This is a genomic window from Oceanirhabdus seepicola (genome assembly GCF_023684385.1).
Lineage (GTDB): Bacteria > Bacillota > Clostridia > Clostridiales > Clostridiaceae > Oceanirhabdus > Oceanirhabdus seepicola.
Window position 1 is genome coordinate 234,264 of record NZ_JAGSOJ010000005.1, and the last position, 23,565, is coordinate 257,828.

Here is a 23,565-nt window from a genome sequence, read left to right on the forward strand (position 1 = left end):
TTAATTATCACTATTTTTATTTAACTCTTTCATAAGTTCCATCAATTCAGGATTTTTTAAGAAAGATCCGTAGCTAAACATAGAATAACCGCCTACATTATCTGTTTTACGATTAAGTTCCACTTGATCTCGAATCTGGTCAACACCATACCACGGACTTGTTGGATCAGTATTACCTGTACGATAGGCAGCTTGTCCAATATATAGGTCCACCTCTGTATCAGCTACAACATCTGACCACCAATATAATAATTTTTCATAATCTGCTATTTCATAACCGATGTTCCAGTAAATTTGAGGAATGATATAATCTAAATATCCTTCTTTAACCCATTTTCTTGTATCCGCATACATCTTATAGTAAGATTCTGATCCATTTGTATCAGAGCCCACAGGAATAGAACTATTATTAGCCCAAATAGCAAATGGACTTACTCCAAACATTAATTTCTCATCTTTTTCCTTCACTAGATTGTGCATTTTTTCAATGAGATTGTTTATATTGTTACGTCTCCATGCATAGATATTACGATATTTCCCTTTATATTGTTTATATGTATTATAATCCTTAAAAGCTTTACCTGGATAAAAATAATCATCTAAATGAATACCATCAACATCGTAGTTTTCAAGAATCTCAGAAACCCCATCTAGAATCAATTTTTCAACCTCTGGAATACCAGGGTTAAAATAGTGTTTCTTACTCTCTCCCTGACCATATGCCACCACCCATTCTGGATGCATTCTTGCAGGATGATTATCTGGCAACTTGTCCAAATCATCCTTAACTGTAACTCTATAAGGATTGATCCATGGATGAAGTTCAAGATCCCTTTTATGTGACTCAGTTATAATGAATTCTAATGGGTCAAAACCATCTAGAGGAGGAGTGTTCTGGTCTCCAGTTAAATACTTTGACCAAGGAAAAATTTTGGAAGGATACAAGGCATCTGCCGATGGTCTAACTTGAAAATAAACGGTATTAAAACCCATTTCTTTGATATTTTGAAGCATATCAATAATTTGTTTTTTAAGAACCTTGCTGTCTGTTGTTGCTCCCATTGAAGGAAAATCTATTCCATATACTGTAGCAACCCAAATAGCTCTAACTTCCTCTTTCTCATAGTTATCACCTGTTTCAATTTTACTATCTGTTACAATTTCAAAGTCATTATCACTCTCATTATTATCTCCATCAACAGCATGTACCGATCCTGTGAATATAGATAAAATCAAGAAGAGTATGGACACTTTTGCTATAATTCTTTTTGACAATTTAATCCCTCCTTTTACCTTTTACTACAGTATAACACGATAGGTATTACTTTCAGTAGAATTTTAATGGGAAAAAATGATTTTCGCACAACCTTCTTAGACTCATATACGGACCTAAATATATCTATTCTTTTTGTACATATTTAATCATTACTCTCAATATAATAGTAATGTCATTTTAGTTGAAATTAGGAGAGTAAATAATGAAAAAAATACTCATGGCTATCTTATTTATAATTATAATATCCTTAACAATGTGGTTAATTAGGTATTTTTATCCATGTTCACTTAATGATATAATCTTAAATCATAGAGTAGAAGAGAAAGTAAAAAGAATAGATGTAACAGTACTTTCCGTTCATTTATCAAAAACCTTTAATATAGATAATAAAACAACTATAAATAATTTGATAAATTTTTTGGAAGACATAAAGGTACGGAATGTGATTTCAGCTCCTAATTGGTATAGGCCATCTATGTTTGAAAGGTATTATATTCAATTGATAAATGAAAATAAAATAATAGATATTAATTTTATGGATAAAGATTATTTACGTATAAATCATACTACTTATAAAATAGTTAACTCGCCAGATTTAAAAATAATATATGATATAATCACAGAACAACAATGACACATAATAAAAAGCGCGTTTTACGCGCTTAAAATATTTATACACCTGTTATCTCTGATATTTTATAAGAAGCCACATCTCCATTTGCCCCAAGTCCAATAGCTCTAAATTTCCACTTTCCATATTTATCAAAAGTATTGCTATTAGCTACAGCTGTCCCAATTTGATTTCCATTTGAATCATACAGATTAAATATTAATTGAGCATTGGTATATCCTTTTCCAGACTTATTCTTAATTACACCTTCTATATATATAGTTCCCATTGCATCTTTTGCTGCTATGAACTCTCCAATAATTTCAAATCTACCATCTTTCATGAAGCTATGATTATAGCTATACCTAGGTACACTTCTCCTATTAGAAAAGCCTACCGTTACCATGGAACATAGAATTATAATGATTATTCCCATATAAAACCACCATTTATTATAGAACTTTTTCTTTGCCTCCACTCCACTCCCCCCTAAAACTGTATTCAATATAGTTTATGCATGCGAAGTGTATTATAGGAGTTTTATTTGATTTATAAAATTTTATAATTAAGTCATGATTCAATAAAAAGTAGTACTCTATTTGTACTACTTTTTTGCTTAACCTAACTTAGCTGTTCATATTCTTGTTTAATTAACTCTGCAAATTTAGGGTTTTCCTTAGAAATATTCATTAAATACCCTAAAATATTCCCTGGATAAGAAACCTGCTCTGTAATTTGAGTGTTTTCTAAAGAGCGTCTAATTAAAGATATTATACACTCTTCATTATGATTTGCGTTACATTCTTTACACAACTTACATATGTTTGCAACACCATTTGCTATATTCCTCATGTCATAATAACGCATATCTTCCTTTGGTATAAGTTTCTCTCCACCCTCAAGAACTGGCAAAGAACTTTCCTTAGTATATTGAATAACATATTGAGCAAATCCAATACTACATTTTCTAGACTTGCATTTTTCTGTTCCATAATTATTACATTCTTCACATGCTTCATTAAGATTTTTTTCTAGATTATTTAAATAATTCATTATATTCACCCTTTTAATTAATTTTTAATTATCCTTATAACTGTATCTTTTTTAAAACGACATACACTCGCACATTTACCACATCCAACACATTTGTTTTGGTCTATCATTGGATGCTCCACTTTAAAAATATATTTTCTTTCCTGTGTAATTGCATTTACTGGACATTGTTTTATAGTACTACACACTATACATTTATGACATTTGTTAGTATCAATAACTGCTTTTTTCATTTTTTACCTCCATAGGCTCTTATTATTTTACTCATCAAATAATTTTTGTGTAAAATCAATTTTTTCTCTTGTTTTAAAACCATTATTGTTTCCTATAAAATTCAAAGCAACGCTGTTAAACACCTTTGAACTATCCAAATGGCAAAGGTGAGTAGCATTTTGTATAATAAAAACAGAAGCTCCTACACTATCTTTTATTATATCTTTTATTAAGATCCTATCTTCTTCTCCCATAATAAATAGAGTTGGGATTTTAGTATAATCTTTATTTTTAAATTTCTTATTTATTTGATATATAATAGATGACCAATAATATAAATTGAAGGAAGCTGAACTTTTCAGGTTATTTGAAAAACTAGCCATTTTATTTATGTTCTTTTCTTTTGGAAATGTTATTTTAAATGCCATATCATGTATGAATTTATTATTTATCAGCTTAAATAAAAGTACATATTTTAATAAAATACTTATCTTTAAACTTATCTTTGTTACCGCTCCCCCCATGACAACAGATTTTACTCTGCTAGGGTGTGTTAAAGTTAGAGAATTTACCATAATCGTTCCTAATGAGATCCCCATAAAATGTGCTGATTGTATACTTAGGGAATCTAAAACTTTTATTATATCCTCATTTATTTCTTTAAAACTTGGATTATCATTATTTTTCAAACTAATATCTTTTGATTTTCCATGACCATGTAAGTCTATCAACAAGAGATTATAATGCTGTTTAAAATCTCTTACTTGCTTAACCCATGTGTTTGAACTACTTCCTAAACCATGAATAAAAACAATCCACTCTGATAATTCATCTTTCTTATATATCCTGTATCTCAACATCACTTTTATCCTTTCCAACAATTAATTCAATATTAAAAATATATTTCAGTAACATAATTTTATATCAAAAATAAATACTTGTCAAATGATAATTGTTTTTTGATAAGTATTTTGATATAATGTATTTGTATTCAGAGATTATAATAGAAGGAGAAAGATTTATGAATAATGAAAATCTAGATAAATTAATAACTAACATGGTTCATTTTTATATTTTATTCCAGCAAGAATTTTTGGATTTAGGTCCAGATGTTAATAATAATGAAATTAGTCCTTTGTTATTTAGAATGTTACAACAAATACATCTTGAAGGAAGAACGACTGTTTCAACTTTAAGTAAAAGAGTATCTGTTTCTCTCCCAAACACTAGTAGAAATATAAATAAACTAATACAACTTGGTTATGTAACAAAAAAACAAGATGAACTTGATAAAAGGATTACTCACTTACATCTAACAAATAAGGGATTTGATTTAGTTTCAAATGCAATCCTGCAAAGTGAAGAAAAGCTTTTCAAGAAATATAACAAACTAGATTCTGATGAAATTGAAAAACTCAATGAATCCTTCTCTACAATTAGAAAATCCTTTATAAAATTAGGCACATTAGATAATGATTAATATGGATTTATTTTGGAAATCAACAGCTAGAGGAGATCATTTAAAATTATATTCCCCTGAGCATATAATTGCTTTAAGCCTTATATTAGGTATAATTATTTTTATGTTTATCTCCAAAGATAAATTAAGTACTATTGAGACCAAAAGGAAAGTCGGAAGAATCCTTGCATGTGTGTTATTTCTTCAAACTTTTTTTCTACATTTCTGGTTTTTTGACAGTGGAACTTTTTCATTACAAGAATCTCTTCCATTATACCTATGTAGAATTACTAGTATATTGTGTATCTTTATGATCCTTAAAGAAAATTTCTCTTTCTTTGAGATTATCTATTTTTGGGGACTCGGAGGAGCAACCCAAGCATTATTAACTCCAGATACAGGAGGATTTCAATTTCCACATTGGATATATATTCAATTTTTTATTGCCCATGGTGGAATATTGATATCAATATTTTTTATGATGATAGCTTATGAATACAAACCAAATTTAAACTCGTTGAAAAGAACATTCAAATATAGTTATGTATATTTATTTATAGTTTTTATAATAAACTATTTGGTAGGTGGAAACTACTCTTACTTAAGAACAAAACCATTAACCCCTACAGTACTTGACTATTTACCAATATATCCATACTATATTCCCATTATGGTAATAGGAATGTTTTTGATTTTCTTTGTTTTGTATATTCCTTTCATAAAGACAGATGTAATGGGAAAGAAATCTAATAAAAGTACTGATAATTAAACAAAAACCTACGTAGCTCTTCCTATGTAGGTCTTTGTTATCTTTAAATATAATTTGGATATTCTCTTAAACTAAATACTAAGATTCTTACGTTCATGGACACCATCCTTAGTAAGCTCAACAATCCTTTCCGCTACTTTATTAATAAAATATCTATCATGGGAAATACATATCATTGTTCCCTCAAAATGGTTTAGTGATTTTTCAAGCATCTCCCTTGAATTTATATCGAAGTGATTTGTAGGCTCATCCAAAATTAATAAATTGATATCCTGCTGCATGAACTTACAAAGTCTGAGCCTACTTCTTTCCCCACCTGATAAAGTATTCACTTTCTTAAATACATCATCTTTTGTGAATAAAAATTTAGCTAATGCCCTTCTAGCCTCCTGATATGTAATATCAAGATCTTCTCTAAAAGCATCTAATACTGTTTGCTCTTTGTTGCTAAAAGTAACATTTTGAGCTAAGTATCCTACCTTGACCTCTTCACCTATCTTTACAACGCCCTCATCCTCTTCACACTTATTCATTATTATTTGAGCTAAGGTACTCTTTCCAACTCCATTCCTACCTACTATAGCTACCTTTTCACCATACATAACCTTTAAATTTAAATCTGTGAAGAGTGTTTTGTTATCGAATGATTTAGAAAGTCCCTTTACCTCTAGTACTTCCTTTTCTGATTTATTCTCTATGGAAAATCCAAGTTTAATCTTTCTATGCTCTATTACAGGTTTCTCTATCCTTTTAATCTTATCTAGCCTTCTTTGAAGACTTGTTGCTTTAATATAAAACTTTCCACCTCCCCCTCTACTCTCCCAAACTCTCAATCTGACAATAGTATTTTTAATTGTTCTTATTCTTTTCTGTTGTTTGTTGTGAAGTTTTATCTGCTGTCTATATCTATTTTTCCGTTCCCGGACATAATAGGAATAGTTCCCATTATATATTGATGATATTCCCTTATTGATTTCAACAGTTTTATCTATTACCTTATCCATAAAATGTCTGTCATGAGATATAAGAATAACACTTCCCTCATACTCCTTTAAAAATTTCTCAAGCCATTCTATAGATTCCATATCAAGATGATTGCTTGGCTCATCTAAAAGGAGTATGTCTGATTTTTGAAGAAGAATCTTTGCAAGGAGAACTATAGTCTTTTCTCCTCCGCTAAGAGTATTAAAGGTTCTATCTTGAAATTCCTCATTGATCTTTAACCCAATACATACCCTCTTTATATTCTTTTCAATATCATATCCACCCATAAGTTCAAAGTTTTCCTGTAGCTCACCATACTCTTTTAACATAAGCTCAAGTTCTTCACCTATAAGTCCCTTCATATGATTTTCTAAATATCCCATCTTCTTTTTTATCTCCAAAACATCCTCAAATGCAGAATATAAAATATCAATAATCTTGTAATTATCAAGATGCTCCGGCAACTGATCTAAATACCCTAATGTTGCCCTTTTTCTTACAGCCCTTATACCACTTTCATATTCCTCAATACCACAGATAACCTTGAGTAAAGTGGTTTTACCACTTCCATTTAGTCCAACTACCCCAATCTTCTCTCCACTTTTAACATCAAAGCTTATATTCTCCAATACCCTAGTAGCACCATAGTATTTCTCCATATCCTTTATTGAAATATCAATCATAACTTTATCCCCCCTCAATTCAAAAAAACCGTAGATGAACAATAGTCCACTTACGGTTCTAATAATTTCTTATGTCATTATATAAACGTCCTTTTAAGCAACCAAATTCAACTAAATAAACTATTGTTTTATATTAAAATTATAACATAGTATAGTTCAATTCTTTGCTCATAAACAGTTATGACTCAAATTTGAGCCTTCAGCTTCTAATCAATAGCATCCAAACACACTTGGAGTGCATCCTCACCATCTTTAATTCTAATATGTGGGGATGTTCCGAACTCTTCGTTACTCTTACCATCTAGGTTTAAACTATGTAACATACTATATCTGAACATAAATCCACTATTTTTTAAAGCTATGAATATAGGGTCAACTGCTCCTCCATCTCCCCCTGTCTCTGTTCCAACTAGAGTAGCGAAGTCTGTACTTTTACAGAACATAGTGAATACCTCTGATGTTGAATAGATTTTAGGACTTGTCAGTACCCATATCTTACCTTTATACGTTCTACTTGATTTGTTAGGGCTTATAACATATTCATCTTTAACAAAGTTACTCATACTCGCTACATCTTCAGGATTTATATTTTTAAAGTTAGGAAGTTTAGAAATAGGTTGAATATCTTCTTCATTGTATACCCCCTCAAGATAAGGTCTATTATTTTCACTTAACTTCAGTAGTGAATAGTGGTTATACGCAATCTCCTCTTTAATATTAGGTGCTACAATTAGTTCTTTCCAATAATAATCGCTTCCTCCTGAATTTTCTCTGAGATCTATTATCAAGTTAGGACAATTTGAAACTTCATCATAAAACTTAAAAAGTTTTTCTTTATCACTTTTAATATTTGAGAATTGAAATGATTTTATATTCACATATGCAACCTTTCTAGCTTGCAGTATTTCAGTTTTTATATTTTGTTCTACCGAAGATGTATCAGTTTTTACTTCTTTATTATCTTCTTTTCTTTTTTTCAAATGTTTCGTTGTTCTAAATCCATGCTTCTTATCATCTAATAACGAGTACGTTTTCTGAGTTGTAGAGTTTTTAAATGCATCTAACCAGCGATCATATCCTTTTTTCGCCTCTTTATCACTATCTAAAAATTGGGAGTAAGTATCTTTAAAATTTTTATATATCTTACCATCAATCATACTAAGATGTCCAATACCATTAAATTCATTCACTACACAATTCAATGTTTTTGCAAAATCAATATCTGTTTTACTCTTTATAATTTCAGTTTTATATTTTTCATAGATTTCTTCTACATCTATACCCGAACGCTGAGCAACACCCATAAAAGGATAACTTTCTCTTAGAGTGCTCCATAGATATTCGTAATCCTCTAATTTCTGCTGTTCAGTCAGATTTATAAATGTTTTAGAATCTTTATTAATAAAATGAATGCTTATGCTACCTACAATTCCAAGTATTAAAAATAACCCTAATACTATCTTTAATCCTTTTTTTCTTTTTATCTGTTTATTTTTCATTTATATCCCCCTTCTAAATAAAAAGAAATAGTAGCCCCAGACGCAATTGGATAGCTACTATTTTTAAAAATTAAATTCTACTGACACCAGTTGCCTAAGCAACTAAGATTGTATACTATAGAGTGCTACCAACACCCTATTTCCATTTTCTGCATTTCTTATTTATATTATATCAAAGTTTATTATAAAATAAACCTTTAATTCATAAGAAAATCAAAAAAATTCATCCCTAATCAAATCACAAAATGATATTATACACTCTGTCTCCTACCAAAATATCTAATACCTGAAATAAGAGTTGGTATGGCTATTACTGCTGCAATAATTATCACTGTTGGATATAGTACTGGTCTTCCAAAAATATTGAAGCTATTATAAAATGCAAAAATATTTTTTGCTTGAATAAGTTCATAAACACTTATTAGTCGTACTACCTTAGGTAATATGCTTGCAAACCGAGAAATTGCGAAAAAGTACATACCTACTCCTAATACAAGGGTAATCATACTGTTTTTTGTTAAAAGTGATACTAATGCGATAAAAAGAGTTAACACAAGAGCACCTAACAGACTCATTCCTAAACATACAAAATAAAACTGTATTATTGTCATACCATAAGGGGTTCGTGCTGTTGACATATTTGTATTAAGCAAACTGTTGAATCCATCTAAACCATATGGCAAACCTGAAAGGAAAAACAGTATTGAGATAAATATCAATACACACGAGGCATAAATCATTGAGGATATTATTTTAGCTCCTGTAAGCTTTTTTCTCCCATTAGGAGTACTAAGTATTATAGGGATTACATTTGTTTTGTATTCATCACTGAATATAGTTGATATTCCTAAAACAAGGAGAATCACTATCATGGTTGCCGCTATTCCAAATTGAGTAATTCTTCTCCATCCATGCTGATAAACATATTGTGGTTTCTCTATCACGCTAATAGCTTTATATGCTTTTTCCAGATTCCTATATTCATAGGAATCTTCATATCCATTATCCAATTCACTTTTCATTTCTGACAATGTATACTCTTTGTCATTAATAAGATACTTTGGATTTGACTTCAAATTCAGGTAACCTCTCAATTCAAAGGACTTATAATAAAACTCACTCTCTTCCTCAGTAATTTTTTCTTCATTCCTTAGCTTATCCCGTATACTTGATATTTTATTTTTCACATCCAACTGCTTCTGTGGATTAATTTCTCCCTCATAGTTTTTTAAATGTGTCTTTAAAATTTCAATATTCCCAAAATCTCTATTAATATTATTAATGCCATTTACTGAATCAATTAAAATAGATGCAGCTATTAATACGGCAACTATCCATATAATTTTTTTCTGAAATATTTTAGATAATTCAAATTTCACTAACTCTCTCATTTTCCCACCCCCAATTAAATATTACTTTTCTCATTAAAATAATGTAAAAAAACATCTTCTAAATTTGGTTCTTGTAGCTGTGCATCTTCCATAGGTTTTTCATTGCTAATGATACGAAGTAACACCTTATCCTCTTCTCTTAAGATATTAGCCACCTTGAATTTATTCTCAAAGTCAAATAACTGACTTTCATCTATTTTACAATGCCACACTTTTCCCTTTGCATTACCCAAAACATCTTGCACACTACCATGATCAATCAACTGACCTTCCTTCATTATGAGAATATGATTGGCTATAAACTCAATATCAGATGCTATATGGGTAGAAAATAGAATAATCTTATCCTTTGATATACTGGATAACAAATTCTTAAACCGTATTCTTTCATTAGGATCCAACCCTGCTGTAGGCTCGTCTAATATTAGTATCTTAGGATCACCCAATAAGGCTTGTGCAATCCCAAGTCTTTGTTTCATACCTCCAGAATACTTTCCGATTTTTCTCTTCCTATCTTGAGTTAGATTAACAAACTCCAATAGATCATCAATCTTCCTCTTAGCTTCCTTTTTATCAATTCCTTTCAAAGCAGCAACATATAATAAAAACTTATCTGCTGACCAATTTTTATAAAATCCAATATCCTGAGGTAAATAACCTAATAAAGCTCTATATTCTCCATCCATTGTCCGTTTGTCTACTCCATCTACTTTTATACTCCCTTCTGTCTCAGGCATAACATCTGCTATCATTCGCATTAATGTTGTCTTTCCTGACCCATTAGGGCCTAAAAGTCCATATACCCCACTAGTAAGTGTCATAGAAAAGTTATTAACCGCCAATTTATCTTTAAATTTTTTAGATATCTCATTTAAAACCAATTCCATATCTGCATCCCCCCTAAACTAATTCTGTCCCATCTTCTATACAATGGAGCTTATTTTTATAGAAATAAATATATGATACGCCTAAGAAAACTAACCCTATTATAATTATTATTGATGACTGAATAATTTTTAAGTTTTCTATCCATTCTGTAATCCTTCCAGTTGAAACAACTGAAAAATAAATCCATACTACTGATATTGCAATAATTACACTCTCATTTCGAATCCTTGTTGCCAACAATAATCCCAATGCAGTAATCATTGTATACGGAATCACCCAAGAAATTAATACCTGACCCCACGTAACAGAAGTGAAATTATTCTTAATTAATAGACACAAGCCTATATTGGTGATTATACTAAGCACACCGATGATAAAAAGCCTGCACAAGATTATTTCTCTAAAGGAGTATTTAAAACTCATCTCCAATTCAACAACTCTTTCATTATTTTCCCTTAGGATTTCCATCAAACCTAATAATGCTGGAACAGGTGCCATAGACCACATGGCTATATAAGGAGATATTTCTCTTGTAAGAATGGCTCCTACTCCTGACACCAATACTATAGCCACCATTACCCAATATAATGGAGTAATGAATCTAAACTCATTTTTTAATAACTGGAACATACTCTTCAATGGTGTAGTTTCTTTCTTTGTAGGAACATATGCCCTTAATACTTCAATTGTTTCATTTATTTGTTCTTCAGGTACTTTTTCGATTACATAACTATCCAGAAAACTTTGTATCTCATCATCTAGCAATTCTTCTTTTTTCATCTTCTCCTTCACCTCCCAAACGCTTCTTTAAATTCTTTATCCCACTAAAAATACGAGATTTTATGGTGGCTTCTTTCTCACCTGTCATCTTACTAATTTCCCTAATCTTCAAATCATGAAAATACTTTAGTATGATTGCCTCTCTTTGCAGTGTTGGTAACTCATCTACAGCCTGTTTTATTTCCTTCCGTTCTTGTTTCTTGTCCAAAAGGTGTATAACATCATCTGATGATTTCAAGTGACAATTATCCACATCATCACTCTGGTTTCTCTGCTTATATGCACTACTCTTAAAATAATCTTTTGATGTATTCACAGCAATTTTTAAAATCCAACTCCTAAACTCTCCATGTTTATGATTATACTTGCCTATATTTTTCATTACTTTTATGAAAGTGTCTTGAGTTAAATCACATGCGATATTATACTCTCCTACATATCTACAGATAAAACTGTATACCATATCGTAGTGACGTTTAACCAATACTTCCATGGCCGACTCATTTCCACTTATTATTTCTTCTACTAACTGATTATCCGATTGAGGCATATTCAACCCCCTTTCCTATTCATTAATTGCAGGCATATTCGAATACCCTATGTATTTTACATAGCTTTTTAATTCATTTCATATACTTAACGAGATAACTTTCAAAAAGGTTTTATTCAATTCCAATTTTTTTTAAACTTTCTACAACTTTATCTTAAACCATTAATATGTAAATGATAATATCATTCTCTGATTACAGTCAAATTAATGTATCCCTTATAAAAGAGAAAAAACTAGAAGCATACTTTTAGAGTATACTTCTAGTTTTGTTTTAAATATCTATTCAATACTTTCTCCATAAGTAGGATACTCACCATATTTTATCTCCTCACACATAATCTCTTGTATGTAAGTTTACTCGTAATGCCCTCTACTCTCTAATCCATGTAATCTATATAGAGTAAAAGAAAGGCACTAAAATAGGTACTAAAGTGGACAATACCGCACCATTAAAGAAGGCTATTACAACTATTTCAGGCTTAGTATATCTTGATATTATTGGCAAAGTAGTATCCATTGATGTAGCTCCTGCTGGTGCAATTGTTGTATAATCATTTAAATATTTTGCAATAAAAGGTATAGACATAACCGTAATTAACTCTCTAAAAACATTTGTTAAAAAGGCTATTGTACCTATTTCAGCGCTATGTAATTTCGTTAGTATTACTCCTGATAAACTATACCAACCTAATCCTGCAGAAATAGATAAACTTATATTTGATGGCATATCAAATATTAAGCCTGTGATTAACCCACCAGTTAAACTCCCTAATATTATTGATAATGGTATTAATATAAGTAACGCTCCATGCTTCTTTAAATCTTTAAATATATGCTTATTCATTCCTAAGTCTATTCCAACAAAAAATATTAGTAGATTCAAAGCTATAGTTGTAATAGTATCCATATATGGTACAACAGATTGAGGAAAGAAAAAATACCCTGCTATGATTCCAAGTATTACTGATATTATTATTGTAAGTGTCATTACTTCTTGTCCCCCTTCAAGATAAACTTTGTTGTAAAATATACCATAATAACACTAAAAAGCGATGTTAACACTGCAAAAACAAGAGATTTGATTCCAATACTTTTTAAATTATTTAATATTGATTTGTTTAAACCTAAAGATACTCCCATTGTAAACAATAAAAATACTACTCCGATAAATTGGAATTTACTATTATATGCCTTCATTTTATCTGATAACTTAACTGATCCCCCTATAATAATTCCCACTAATAAAACCACTAAAATACTCCACATACTGCGTCCCCCTTCAATAAATAAACACTTTTTAGTATTAACCTTTCTTCTACTGAACCTTACATCACTAAAGTGACGTACTTCTCTCGTCACCTTGAGATTTTCCTGTTTCTTAGACCTCGTAACCTACTATCTCCACAGGCTTAAATTCGGATAGTTCCTACCCTACTGAATAATAGGCTCACATTTGTTATTTACTTTATAACATCCTGATAGATTATATCCACTATTCCATTTAAACTTAATTCTTTATCCAGTAATACTTCGGGAATAATATCTAATAAATCTTTTTCATTCCACCATTCTCTCATTTCTTTCTCTCCAAATTCATGTGCATTAGGCTTTTGTTGGTGTCGATTTAAAGTCTCTTCAAAAGGTATATCGAAGTAATATGCAAAAATTTGGTCTTTGAACTCATCTAGTAAATTTTCAAATAAATTTTTATACCACTTTGAATTTAAAATACCTTCTAAAATTACAATATTGCAATTGCTTTTTCCGTATAGTGCAAGTTCCAATAATAACTGAATGGCTTCTGTATTATATCCATCTTTCACAAATAGCATATCTCTTCTAACCACATCTTGTGAAATTAGCATTGTACCACGTCCAAATTTTCTTTGTAAAGTCTTGCCAGTAGTAGTCTTACCACTTCCAGAATTACCTCTTAGTATTATTAACTTAGCCACTCCGTCCATCGATATCTCCCCCTTCTTAATTGACTAAATTACTATTTATCTACATATCATGTAAATTATCCTTACTTCATACTTATTAACTATTGTTATATAATTCTCTACTTTGTATTATACAGTATTCTCCTATAAACACACGTGAAAAATCACAGCATCAATAAATCTATTAATGCTGTGATTTTAATAATGAATTTTATTGTGAATTGAATGTTAAATTTCAATTGCTCTTGCATTTAATTTGCTGCTTCTTTTAAGCATACAATTACCAATAACAAGTGTCATACACTCGGCAAATGGAACTGTCAGCCATACTCCGCTGGTTCCTATAACCATTGGAAGTATTTTTATACCTATAATTATAAATACTATCCCTCTACTAGCAGAAATTATGATTGAAGCTCTAGCATCCCCTATTGCTGTAAAATATCCTGAATTAATTATATTAAATCCACATAACAGGAAAGCAAAAGCATATATTTTTGAACCATTTACCGCCAAGTCTAAAATAGCTTGGTTTCCATTAGCAAATAATGATACTAATTGTTCTCCAAATACAAATAAGATAAAGAACAGCACTATACCAATGGCTAAATTAACTTTTGTTGATAACTTTAATGCCTCATTTAATCTATCATACTTTTTATTTCCATAGTTATAACTAAGTATGGGACCTATTCCATCCGAGATACCAAACATTATTAGTATACCAAATTGAGCTACATAATTTATTGCCGTAAATGCTGCAACTCCAGCTTCTCCAGCTATTTTCATAAAGGTCATATTAAACACATAAGCTGTGGTTGCAGATGCAATTGAAATAACTGCTTCTGATGAACCATTGTATACTACAGGAATTATCACCGATTTATCAAACTTGCCTCTAAATATATTTACAACATTCTTTTTATCTAACATTGGACGTATTACTATCAATAGTGCTGATGTATATGCTAATCCTGTAGCAATGGCTGCTCCCCTTATTCCAAAACTTAATTGTTTTATAAGTAAAAAGTCTAAACTGATATTAACTATTATACTTACAATTGTCCCTTTGAGATATGATTCTGGATTTCCAACTACTCTGTTAGTGAACCCAAACAAAAACATTAGTGCCATTAAAGGTGCGAATATTGATATAGTATTGATATATGTTGATACACCTTTTAACAGCACCTCATTTGCACCTAGTAATACTGCTATCTCATCACTAAGTAACCTTCCAACTAATAAAACTCCTAAAGATAAAAAAGTAATAACTATGAACGCTGTTTTAAATATATTTTGAGCTTCTTCTTTTTTTCCTTCTCCCAAACTTCTTCCAATGAAGCTTAGAGACCCTATACTTACTATCATACTCAAACCTATTATAATTTGCATAAAAGGTTGTACTATGTTTACGCTAGCCAATGCATTTTGCCCAACAAAGTTGCCTAAAAATATTCCATCTACTATTGTCTGTGTACCTGAAATAACCATGGCAATAATAGCTGGTATGGCAAATTTTATAAATAATTTATATATTTTATCAGTTCCTAATATATTTTCTTTCATCTATTTCCCTCCATAAAAATACAAAACATACTCTACCTAAATAGTGATATGTTTTGTTTCACTGGAGTATATTATAAACCTTTGTGTAACACAAAAGTCAATGTTTTTTAATAGGTACTTGTATTTCTACTAATGATTCTTCTATTTGATCTGTAACACTTATATCTATTTGAATAATCTGCAGAATATCACCACAAATACTATAATTCTCTTTCTCAATATATTTAAACATTTTTCTTAAATAGTTTTCTATATCCCAAATATCCCCACTATAATACATGCAAGCATAGATTCCTTTAGGAATCCGTCTTATATATTTTTCATCAATATTCTCTTTATCTTTAATAAATAAAAATAGAACAACTGATTCATTATACTCATTTAACTTTAAATTTTCCGGTTTAATAATCAATCCGATTCTATTACTTCCCACTATAGGTGATACTTCTTTTAATATGTTCTCTAATTCAAGAAATTCATACCTTAAATCAATTTCATTGTTTATTTGTTTATCAAAAGAAATAATTCCTCTTTCTTTAATTTCTTTAATGACAATTTCTTCAAAATTAGTTACCTGGGAAATCTCTTCAAGATGTTCTATTTTCTCACTTATACTTTCTTCCAAGTGCCGTAGCTCTTTGATTCTATTTTTTAGCTTACAATGTTTATCTTTAAGTATATTCATTGACTGTTTTAAATTCCTGTTGTCAAAATACATTTGAATCTCGTCAATACTCATCCCCAATTGACGAAGTTCTTTAATTGTTCCTAATTTCTCTTCCTGCAAAATTGAATAATATCTATACCCTGTTTTAACGTCTACTTCAATAGGTTTTAGTAACCCTATCCTGTCATAATGTCTTAGTGTTTCAGTTGTAATATTTCGTAATCGTGCAAATTCACCAATTGATAGTCTCTCTTTCAAGTTTTATCCCAACTCCTAACTTTTTTACAACTTAACTTTTTTAATTCTAGAGAATCCATAGTTAAACTTTATTTATACATACTCAAAATCGCAGTGTTTCTATGAGTTTTGTGTGTGTATAAATTTAGTTTTAACTTGGACTCTCTATACATATTTTATATTAAAAAACTAAAGAATTTCTTTCCTGCTGGAGATAAAGGTACTCCTTTCAAAGTTACTACTCCTACCTTTCGCTTTGGGATTTCTTCTTTAAGCTTTATTTCGAATACTTCTTTATTCTCTAATTCATTATGGATAAAGTTTTTTGTTACAAATGAAATACCAAGTCCAATTTTTGCAAACTTAACTAATAAATCAAGACTACCGAGTTCTATTTCTGGCTCAACTAATATATTATTATCACTAAATACCTTATCTATAAACCGCCTTGTATTACTCCCCTTTTCAAGAAGAATCAGTGGGTATTCATTCAATTGTTCCAATGAAACCTTCTCCCCAAATTCTGAGTAATATTTATCTCCACAGATAAAACAATCCTCTAAATCTAATGTTTCAATAATATCTAAATTTTTATCTTCTTCAATAGGGAGGTTCAAGATTCCTAAATCAACACTTCCACTCTTCAAAAGATCTAATATCTCATATGTAGTTCTATTGGTAACTTTAATTTTAATATTAGGAAACTCATTATGAAATTTTTCAAGATAAGGTAATAAATAATGAGCACATAAAGTGTCACTTGCACCTATTACAATCTCTCCATATTCAAGATTTTGCATTTCCTGAAATTTTGATTCCCCTGCTATTATAAATCCATAGGCTTTTTCAATATATTTATAGAGGATTTGTCCCTCAGATGTCAATTTAATTCCTTTAGGAGTTCTGAAAAATACTTTTCCTCCTAGTCTCTCTTCTAACTGCTTAATTGACTGACTTACAGCAGGTTGACTTATAAATAACTTCTTTGCCGCTGCTGAAATTTGACCTTCTTTGGCAACCTTATAAAATACTTTATATAATTCAAAATTCACTTCCATATAACTTCACCTTATACCTTATATAATTAATATTAATTTTACTTATGCTTATGAGTTTATTATACTCTTAAGAGTAAGGGAAACCAAATTAATTACCTTATTATTTTTTATTAATGAAAGGAGACGATTCAAATGGGAATAACAGCAATTGTCGGAGGTAACTGGGGAGACGAAGGAAAAGGAAAAATAACTGATTTGCTAGCAAAACAAGCAGATTATGTTGTAAGATTTCAGGGCGGTAACAATGCTGGCCATACTATAATTAATGAGTACGGTAAATTTCAGCTTCATTTATTGCCATCAGGAGTATTTAATCAAGATACAATAAACGTTTTAGCAACAGGAGTAGCAGTAAATATTGAGGCTTTCCTAAAAGAATATAATGAATTACTATCTCGTGGAGTTCCTAAACCTAATATTATCATTTCTGACAGAGCTCAAGTTGTTCTTCCACATCACCTATTGTTTGATAAATATGAAGAAGAAAGATTAGGTAATGAAAAATTTGGATCAACGCAATCTGGAATTGCCCCTTTTTATACTGACAAATACAACAAAATCGGAATACAAGTTATTGATCTTTTCGAAAAAGAATCATTGTTGAAAAAGATTGAAAGAAATATAGAGAAGAAAAATGTTTTACTTAAACACCTTTACAAAAAGCCTCTTTTAGATGCAAACGAAATCTGTGATTATTTATTTGAACTTGGAAAAAATATTGAACCATTTATTTCTGATACATCTAAAGAGCTAACTGACGCTATAGCTAATAAAAAGAAGATTCTAATGGAAGGTCAATTAGGAGCTCTTAAAGATCCAGACCATGGTATTTATCCAATGACAACTTCTTCTTCTCCTTTAGCATGTTTCGCCCCTGTTGGAGCTGGTGTTCCAGCAAGCTCAATCAGCGAAGTAGTTACTGTTGTAAAGGCTTATTCAAGCAGTGTTGGAGCAGGACCTTTTGTTTCAGAAATCTTTGGTTCTGAAGCTGAGGAGCTTAGAAAGCTTGGTGGTGATAATGGAGAATATGGAGCAACTACTGGTCGTCCAAGAAGAATGGGATGGTTTGATGTTGTTGCTACAAAATATGGTTGTAGAATTCAAGGTACAACTGGAGTTGCACTATCATTACTTGATGTTCTTGGATATTTAAAAGAAATTCCTGTTTGTGCTGCATATGAAGTTAATGGCACTACAGTTCATGATTTCCCACCAACTCAAGTATTAGAACAAGCTAAACCTGTTATAGAATATTTACCAGGATGGAATACAGATATTTCACATATACGAAATTATAATGCTTTACCACAAGAAGCAAAGAACTATATTAACTACATTGAAGAAAAGATTGGTTTCCCAATAAAGTATATATCAGTGGGACCTGAAAGAGATGCTATTATATTTAGATAGTTATATGTAGACCTTCTTATTCTAGATGAAGGAGCAGTTAAGAAATGAACTGCTCCTTTTTTTATACTCATCAACAATCATATTCTATATGGTCATTAAATGATATTATTTAACTTCTTAATAGATATAGTATGATATAATGATTTAGAATTATATCATAGAGAACAAAATGAAATCGAAATTTGAAAGGTTGATTAAATGAATAATTATAAAATGTTAATTGCATATGATGGCAGACGCTACAAGGGTTGGAAACATGAAAAGAAAGATAGTGCAGATAAATCCATACAGGGTAAACTAGAAGGAATTTTATCAAAACTATATAATACAAATATAGAAGTTATAGGGGCTGTAAATACTGATGCTGGTGTTCATGCGTTAGGTCAGGTTGCAAATTTCAAAGCACCGGATATTGACTTAAGTGAAAAGGAAATACACCTGTATATTGAAAAATATCTTACAGAAGATATTATTGTTAAATCTCTTAAAAAAGTTGATGATAGATTTCATAGTAGATTAAACAATAAAAAAATAACTTATCAGTATAGACTTTGGAAAAAAGACTCTAAGGATTTCTTATTGTTTGAAAGATATCAAACTTATAGATTAAAAGAAATATTAAATATAAAGGGTATGCAACTTGGAGCAGAAAGATTAGTTGGAAAACATGATTTTTCAGCATTCACAAACAAAGGTAAGAGCAAAAACACTGTTAAAGAGTTATTTGATGTTAATGTTAAAGAAACCGATAATGAAATACAGATTAACATTACTGGAAATGATTTCTTGGTAAATATGGAACGTTTTATTGTTGGAACTTTAATGCAAATTGGATCAGGGCAAAAAAATGTGAGCTCAATTGATGATGCATTTGCAACTTTAAATAAAGATCATGTTGGACATAAGGCAATGGCTCATTCTCTTTGTCTAATGGAAGTTTTATATTAGTAGGAATGATAAACAGAGGTATTCTTTTTAAGAATATCTCTGTTATTAATATATATTGTTTTCACTCTATTTTCTGTCTTAAGCTTATTGACTCAAAGCTAACGTTTAATTTTCTTTATAAAAACAACTTTAAGATAGTTACTTTCTTCATATTCCTTTATGCTTCTAAAATCTGATGGTAGTGCAAACTCCTCTAAGATTTTATACTTACCATGTATTTCTTTGAATGCAGTATCGATAAAACCTTTAAATTTTGTCATATTAAAAGAACTACAATTTGTAGATGCTACTATTACACCATTATCTTCTGTTATGGCAATTGCTTCTTTAAGAAGATTTTTATAATCATTTGCTGCACTAAATTTAAACTTCTTCGACTTAGCATAACTTGGAGGATCAAGTATAACCATATCAAATTTTAACTCTTTCTTTAAAGCATACTTAAAGTAATTAAACACATCTTCCACAACTATATCATGAGCTTCATAATCTATTCCGTTTATGCTAAATTGTTCAATTGTCTTTGCTAAACTTCTATTTGCAAGATCAACACTGGTTGTTTTTTTTGCTCCTCCTAGAGCTGCATACACTGAGAATGCACCCGTATAAGAAAATGTATTTAATACCGTCTTTCCTTTTGAATACTTATTTCTAATAGTTTTTCGTACATTCCTTTGATCCAAAAACACTCCAACCATAGCGCCTTCATTCAAATATATAGCGAAATTAACTCCATTTTCTTTTACTATAATGGGAAATTGCCCTCTTTCACCAAGAACAAATCCATCCTCTTCAATATATTTACCTTGTGTATCAAATCTCTTTTTCTGATACATAGCCTTGAATTCAACCAATCTTTTTAATGAATTTATTACATGATCTCTAAACTTGTAAATACCTTTACTGTACCAGTTTATTAAGTAATAACCATCAAAATAGTCAATAGTTAAACCACCTATACCGTCACCCTCTCCATTAAACACCCTAAAGGCATTTGTATCACGACTATTATAAAGAGATACTCTCTTGTTTAAAGCAGATACTATCTTCTTTTCAAAAAAACTAATATCTATCTTTTCATTTTCTTTTCTACTAAGAATCCAGCCATATCCTTTATTCTGTTTTCCATAATATCCTCTTGCAATGAATTTATTTCTTTCATCTACTAGCTTAACTATATCCCCTTCTTTATCAAAAACATCAATATTTATTATTGCTTCCTTGAAAATTAATGGATATCCACTTTTGAATTTATCTACAAACCTTGATTTCACCTTTACAGTAATTTCTTTTTTCATTTTTTCCATCCAATCTTTTATTTTTTATTTTACTTATTCTTGACTTTCTTGCCCTATAATACTCTTCATTCTTATAAACAAAGCTATTCTTTATTTATTATATCATTAAGTAGTATCATTTTAATAAATTAATAAAACATTAATATATCTTCACCATAATAAAAAACTATATAAAAAAACACGCTAGTCATTCTAACTAGCGTGAGTTTGTTGACAAAGTCACAAAATATTGTTTTCACTCTGTTTTCCGTCTTAAGAGTTTTATTTATCCTACTGTACTTAAAATGTTAATGACTCTTCAATTGCATTGACCGGACACGCCATTAGGCAACTTCCACAATCATCACAACGATCCTCACGCACCTTGTAAGGAGTGCCTTCTTCAATTGCTTTGAAAGTACATACCTTTTTACATTTGCCACATTCAATACAAGCATCTGTGATTCTTACACCTGCTGGATTAAAAGGAACTCCCCCAAAAGAAAACCTTTTTCTTAAAAGTTTATGGTCGCGATTTATACAATCAAAATCCACATCAAAAATTTCTCCCTTAGCTTTATATATAACAAAATTTCCTTCAGCCATAGCAGGATATTTATCAATGTCATTAGCTGCACTCATTAGCGCCTTATTTGTCTTTGCCTTTTCTTTAATAATTTCTGGTGCTACTTTTTTAACGTCACCAATCAAACGTATTGTATAACTAGGTGGAAAATTTGGTGTGCCCTCTTCTTCATATCCTAAACACTTACTATCTGATATTCCACAGACTGTCACTTTTCCCGTCTCAATTAACTGTCTACCGAATGGTTTATTAGCCATTGTTCTGAAATATATACCGTCCTCGTCACAACCATTAAAGTGAGCTATTCTTGAATGTACTTCATCACCATTAATAGTTGAAAAAACTAATACACCAATGTTATTTATAAGTTCGTAAATTTCTTTAATTTCCATAATTACCTCCTTATTTTAAACTCAAAAATTTATGCATAACAATATTATAGTTACTAATTGGTATCAATGTAATGTATTTATTAAACAAAAAACAGTAAGAACGACACTAATAAAGTGTGATTCTTACTGTTTTAACTGTTTTATATTGAACTATTATTCTACTATATACTTTTCATACCTAACCATAACGCTTTAGTAATTTTGGCAACATGTTTCCCTTGTAATCTAGCAATTTTTCTTTCTTCTTCTGAAATTTCATAATCATTCATACCGCCAGTTATCATAGATGCTCCATAAGAATATCCGCCTACTGGTTTATGCTCAATATGCATCTCCTCATATGTAAGTGCTGTAGGTACACTTGCAATAATCATTCCTTGATGATAGAAAAAAGTATTCAAATTACGTAAACACGTTTCTGCACCACCGTTTTGTTCTGAAGAAGTTGTAAAAGAACTTCCAACTTTTCCTACTAAAGCTCCCTTAACCCATTCCTCTCCAAATTGATTCAAGTAAGCGACCATCTGACCACTAGGAGTTCCAAAATAGGTAGGTGCTCCTAAAATTATAGCATCCGCTTCTACCATAGTTTCTATTGTAGCTAAAGGTAAATGTGAAAAAGTTTTTATTTTATCTGTTGCTCCCATTGTTTCAATTATTTCAGCTGAAATAGTTTCAGGAACTCTAAAAATATTAGCTTTAACTCCTTCTATCATCTCAGCACCTTTTTTAATTTCTTTAGCCATAGCATAACCGTGTCCATGAATACTATGAAAAATAATATGAATATTCATTTGTTTATCTCTCCCTTAATTATCAGAACTCACAATTATAAATCATATACAATTGTTTTTATTATTATATATGTCTAGTTGATTTTCCACTGTACTACTTCACCCAATATATTAGTTATATATTAAAAAATACTTAATGTATAATCTCAAGTATATTTTAACATATAATTACATAAATTAACAAAAATAATCGATTTATTTCTTCATCGGTTCTTCTAATACTGCCCCATTCTTTATTTGACTATTGTTTTCTTTTTTAATTACAAATAAATATATCTTCATATCATTTGTACTACTAGCTGTTTTCTTGATGATTGCTTATATTCCCTATAAACATATATCAGAATACTATATATTTAGTACATATGTTTCACTATCATTTTCAATAATATCGTTACCAACTATAACTGCTTCAACGTATAGATCTTTAAATGTTTTACTAGGTGTTTTCTTAGCTATAGCATTTAATAAATTCATACTTCCGAATAAATCGCAAAATTTATGCACAAGTCAAAGATATAAATAAGAA

General features: G+C 30.1%; 26 protein-coding genes. 5 read left to right on the forward strand and 21 right to left on the reverse strand.

Annotation, left to right across the window (positions count from 1 at the left end):
* Complete coding sequence (locus tag KDK92_RS21125) at nt 1-1,275, reverse strand: glycoside hydrolase family 10-like protein (RefSeq protein WP_250861400.1); 1,275 nt, start codon at nt 1,273-1,275, stop codon at nt 1-3.
* Nucleotides 1,276-1,478: 203 nt separating this feature from the next.
* On the opposite strand from KDK92_RS21125, the gene KDK92_RS21130 reads away from it, so the two are divergent.
* A complete protein-coding gene (locus KDK92_RS21130) occupies nt 1,479-1,910 on the forward strand; it encodes a hypothetical protein (RefSeq protein WP_250861401.1) in 432 nt (143 codons plus the stop codon).
* A 37-nt stretch (nt 1,911-1,947) separates the two neighbouring features.
* Here the strand turns inward: KDK92_RS21130 and KDK92_RS24855 are convergent, their stop codons facing one another.
* The 4 genes from KDK92_RS24855 to KDK92_RS21150 all read right to left on the reverse strand — a co-directional run bounded on the left by KDK92_RS24855 (nt 1,948) and on the right by KDK92_RS21150 (nt 4,012).
* Nucleotides 1,948-2,364, reverse strand: coding sequence for an FxLYD domain-containing protein (locus KDK92_RS24855; RefSeq protein WP_250861402.1), 417 nt, complete (start codon nt 2,362-2,364; stop codon nt 1,948-1,950).
* 143 nt (nt 2,365-2,507) lie between these two features.
* Entirely contained in the window at nt 2,508-2,939 is a 432-nt protein-coding gene (locus KDK92_RS21140) for a hypothetical protein (protein ID WP_250861403.1), read from the reverse strand.
* A gap of 17 nt (nt 2,940-2,956) precedes the next feature.
* Entirely contained in the window at nt 2,957-3,172 is a 216-nt protein-coding gene (locus KDK92_RS21145; protein ID WP_250861404.1) for a 4Fe-4S binding protein, read from the reverse strand.
* A gap of 27 nt (nt 3,173-3,199) precedes the next feature.
* Complete coding sequence (locus tag KDK92_RS21150; protein WP_250861522.1) at nt 3,200-4,012, reverse strand: alpha/beta fold hydrolase; 813 nt, start codon at nt 4,010-4,012, stop codon at nt 3,200-3,202.
* A gap of 161 nt (nt 4,013-4,173) precedes the next feature.
* Here KDK92_RS21150 and KDK92_RS21155 point away from each other — a divergent pair, with 161 nt between their 5' ends.
* Both KDK92_RS21155 and KDK92_RS21160 read left to right on the forward strand, forming a co-directional pair.
* A complete protein-coding gene (locus KDK92_RS21155) occupies nt 4,174-4,632 on the forward strand; it encodes a MarR family winged helix-turn-helix transcriptional regulator (RefSeq protein WP_250861405.1) in 459 nt (152 codons plus the stop codon).
* Nucleotides 4,625-5,380 (forward strand): YwaF family protein, encoded by a 756-nt coding sequence (locus KDK92_RS21160; protein WP_250861406.1) that lies wholly within the window; start codon nt 4,625-4,627, stop codon nt 5,378-5,380. Before KDK92_RS21155 ends, KDK92_RS21160 begins: the two co-directional genes overlap by 8 nt.
* A 71-nt stretch (nt 5,381-5,451) precedes the next feature.
* On the opposite strand, the gene abc-f is transcribed toward KDK92_RS21160, so the two are convergent.
* The 12 genes from abc-f to KDK92_RS21220 all read right to left on the reverse strand — a co-directional run bounded on the left by abc-f (nt 5,452) and on the right by KDK92_RS21220 (nt 17,629).
* Nucleotides 5,452-7,047, reverse strand: coding sequence for a ribosomal protection-like ABC-F family protein (gene abc-f / locus KDK92_RS21165; RefSeq protein ID WP_250861407.1), 1,596 nt, complete (start codon nt 7,045-7,047; stop codon nt 5,452-5,454).
* Between the two features lie 206 nt (nt 7,048-7,253).
* Nucleotides 7,254-8,546: a S41 family peptidase gene (locus KDK92_RS21170; RefSeq protein WP_250861408.1), complete on the reverse strand. Its 1,293-nt coding sequence runs from the start codon at nt 8,544-8,546 to the stop codon at nt 7,254-7,256.
* A 251-nt stretch (nt 8,547-8,797) separates the two neighbouring features.
* Nucleotides 8,798-9,937, reverse strand: a complete 1,140-nt coding sequence (locus KDK92_RS21175) for an ABC transporter permease (RefSeq protein WP_250861409.1) — start codon at nt 9,935-9,937, stop codon at nt 8,798-8,800.
* 14 nt (nt 9,938-9,951) lie between these two features.
* Nucleotides 9,952-10,824: an ABC transporter ATP-binding protein gene (locus KDK92_RS21180; protein ID WP_250861410.1), complete on the reverse strand. Its 873-nt coding sequence runs from the start codon at nt 10,822-10,824 to the stop codon at nt 9,952-9,954.
* 13 nt (nt 10,825-10,837) lie between these two features.
* Complete coding sequence (locus KDK92_RS21185; protein ID WP_250861411.1) at nt 10,838-11,605, reverse strand: ABC transporter permease; 768 nt, start codon at nt 11,603-11,605, stop codon at nt 10,838-10,840.
* Nucleotides 11,580-12,155, reverse strand: coding sequence for an RNA polymerase sigma factor (locus tag KDK92_RS21190; RefSeq protein ID WP_250861412.1), 576 nt, complete (start codon nt 12,153-12,155; stop codon nt 11,580-11,582). Before KDK92_RS21190 ends, KDK92_RS21185 begins: the two co-directional genes overlap by 26 nt.
* Nucleotides 12,156-12,546: 391 nt before the next feature.
* Nucleotides 12,547-13,143: a LysO family transporter gene (locus tag KDK92_RS21195; protein WP_250861413.1), complete on the reverse strand. Its 597-nt coding sequence runs from the start codon at nt 13,141-13,143 to the stop codon at nt 12,547-12,549.
* On the reverse strand, nt 13,143-13,421 hold the full coding sequence (locus KDK92_RS21200) for a LysO family transporter (protein ID WP_250861414.1): 279 nt from the start codon (nt 13,419-13,421) through the stop codon (nt 13,143-13,145). The genes KDK92_RS21195 and KDK92_RS21200 overlap by 1 nt, the downstream gene beginning before the upstream one ends.
* A 194-nt stretch (nt 13,422-13,615) precedes the next feature.
* On the reverse strand, nt 13,616-14,119 hold the full coding sequence (locus KDK92_RS21205) for a kinase (RefSeq protein WP_250861415.1): 504 nt from the start codon (nt 14,117-14,119) through the stop codon (nt 13,616-13,618).
* Nucleotides 14,120-14,326: 207 nt separating this feature from the next.
* Nucleotides 14,327-15,667, reverse strand: coding sequence for an MATE family efflux transporter (locus KDK92_RS21210; RefSeq protein WP_250861416.1), 1,341 nt, complete (start codon nt 15,665-15,667; stop codon nt 14,327-14,329).
* Nucleotides 15,668-15,764: 97 nt separating this feature from the next.
* The gene (locus KDK92_RS21215) at nt 15,765-16,592 is read right to left on the reverse strand and encodes a MerR family transcriptional regulator (protein WP_250861417.1); all 828 of its coding nucleotides are present in this window, start codon (nt 16,590-16,592) and stop codon (nt 15,765-15,767) included.
* Between the two features lie 155 nt (nt 16,593-16,747).
* Entirely contained in the window at nt 16,748-17,629 is an 882-nt protein-coding gene (locus KDK92_RS21220) for a LysR family transcriptional regulator (protein ID WP_250861418.1), read from the reverse strand.
* A gap of 132 nt (nt 17,630-17,761) precedes the next feature.
* On the opposite strand from KDK92_RS21220, the gene KDK92_RS21225 reads away from it, so the two are divergent.
* A complete protein-coding gene (locus KDK92_RS21225) occupies nt 17,762-19,039 on the forward strand; it encodes an adenylosuccinate synthase (protein ID WP_250861419.1) in 1,278 nt (425 codons plus the stop codon).
* A gap of 198 nt (nt 19,040-19,237) precedes the next feature.
* On the forward strand, nt 19,238-19,987 hold the full coding sequence (gene truA, locus KDK92_RS21230) for a tRNA pseudouridine(38-40) synthase TruA (RefSeq protein WP_250861420.1): 750 nt from the start codon (nt 19,238-19,240) through the stop codon (nt 19,985-19,987).
* A 98-nt stretch (nt 19,988-20,085) separates the two neighbouring features.
* Here truA and KDK92_RS21235 read toward each other — a convergent pair whose 3' ends face one another.
* The 4 genes from KDK92_RS21235 to KDK92_RS24670 all read right to left on the reverse strand — a co-directional run bounded on the left by KDK92_RS21235 (nt 20,086) and on the right by KDK92_RS24670 (nt 23,513).
* Complete coding sequence (locus KDK92_RS21235; RefSeq protein ID WP_250861421.1) at nt 20,086-21,285, reverse strand: class I SAM-dependent rRNA methyltransferase; 1,200 nt, start codon at nt 21,283-21,285, stop codon at nt 20,086-20,088.
* 279 nt (nt 21,286-21,564) lie between these two features.
* Entirely contained in the window at nt 21,565-22,242 is a 678-nt protein-coding gene (locus KDK92_RS21240) for a 4Fe-4S binding protein (protein ID WP_250861422.1), read from the reverse strand.
* A 161-nt stretch (nt 22,243-22,403) separates the two neighbouring features.
* The gene (wrbA, locus tag KDK92_RS21245) at nt 22,404-23,036 is read right to left on the reverse strand and encodes an NAD(P)H:quinone oxidoreductase (protein ID WP_250861423.1); all 633 of its coding nucleotides are present in this window, start codon (nt 23,034-23,036) and stop codon (nt 22,404-22,406) included.
* Between the two features lie 348 nt (nt 23,037-23,384).
* Nucleotides 23,385-23,513 (reverse strand): hypothetical protein, encoded by a 129-nt coding sequence (locus KDK92_RS24670; RefSeq protein ID WP_276576075.1) that lies wholly within the window; start codon nt 23,511-23,513, stop codon nt 23,385-23,387.
* Nucleotides 23,514-23,565 lie beyond the last annotated feature (52 nt).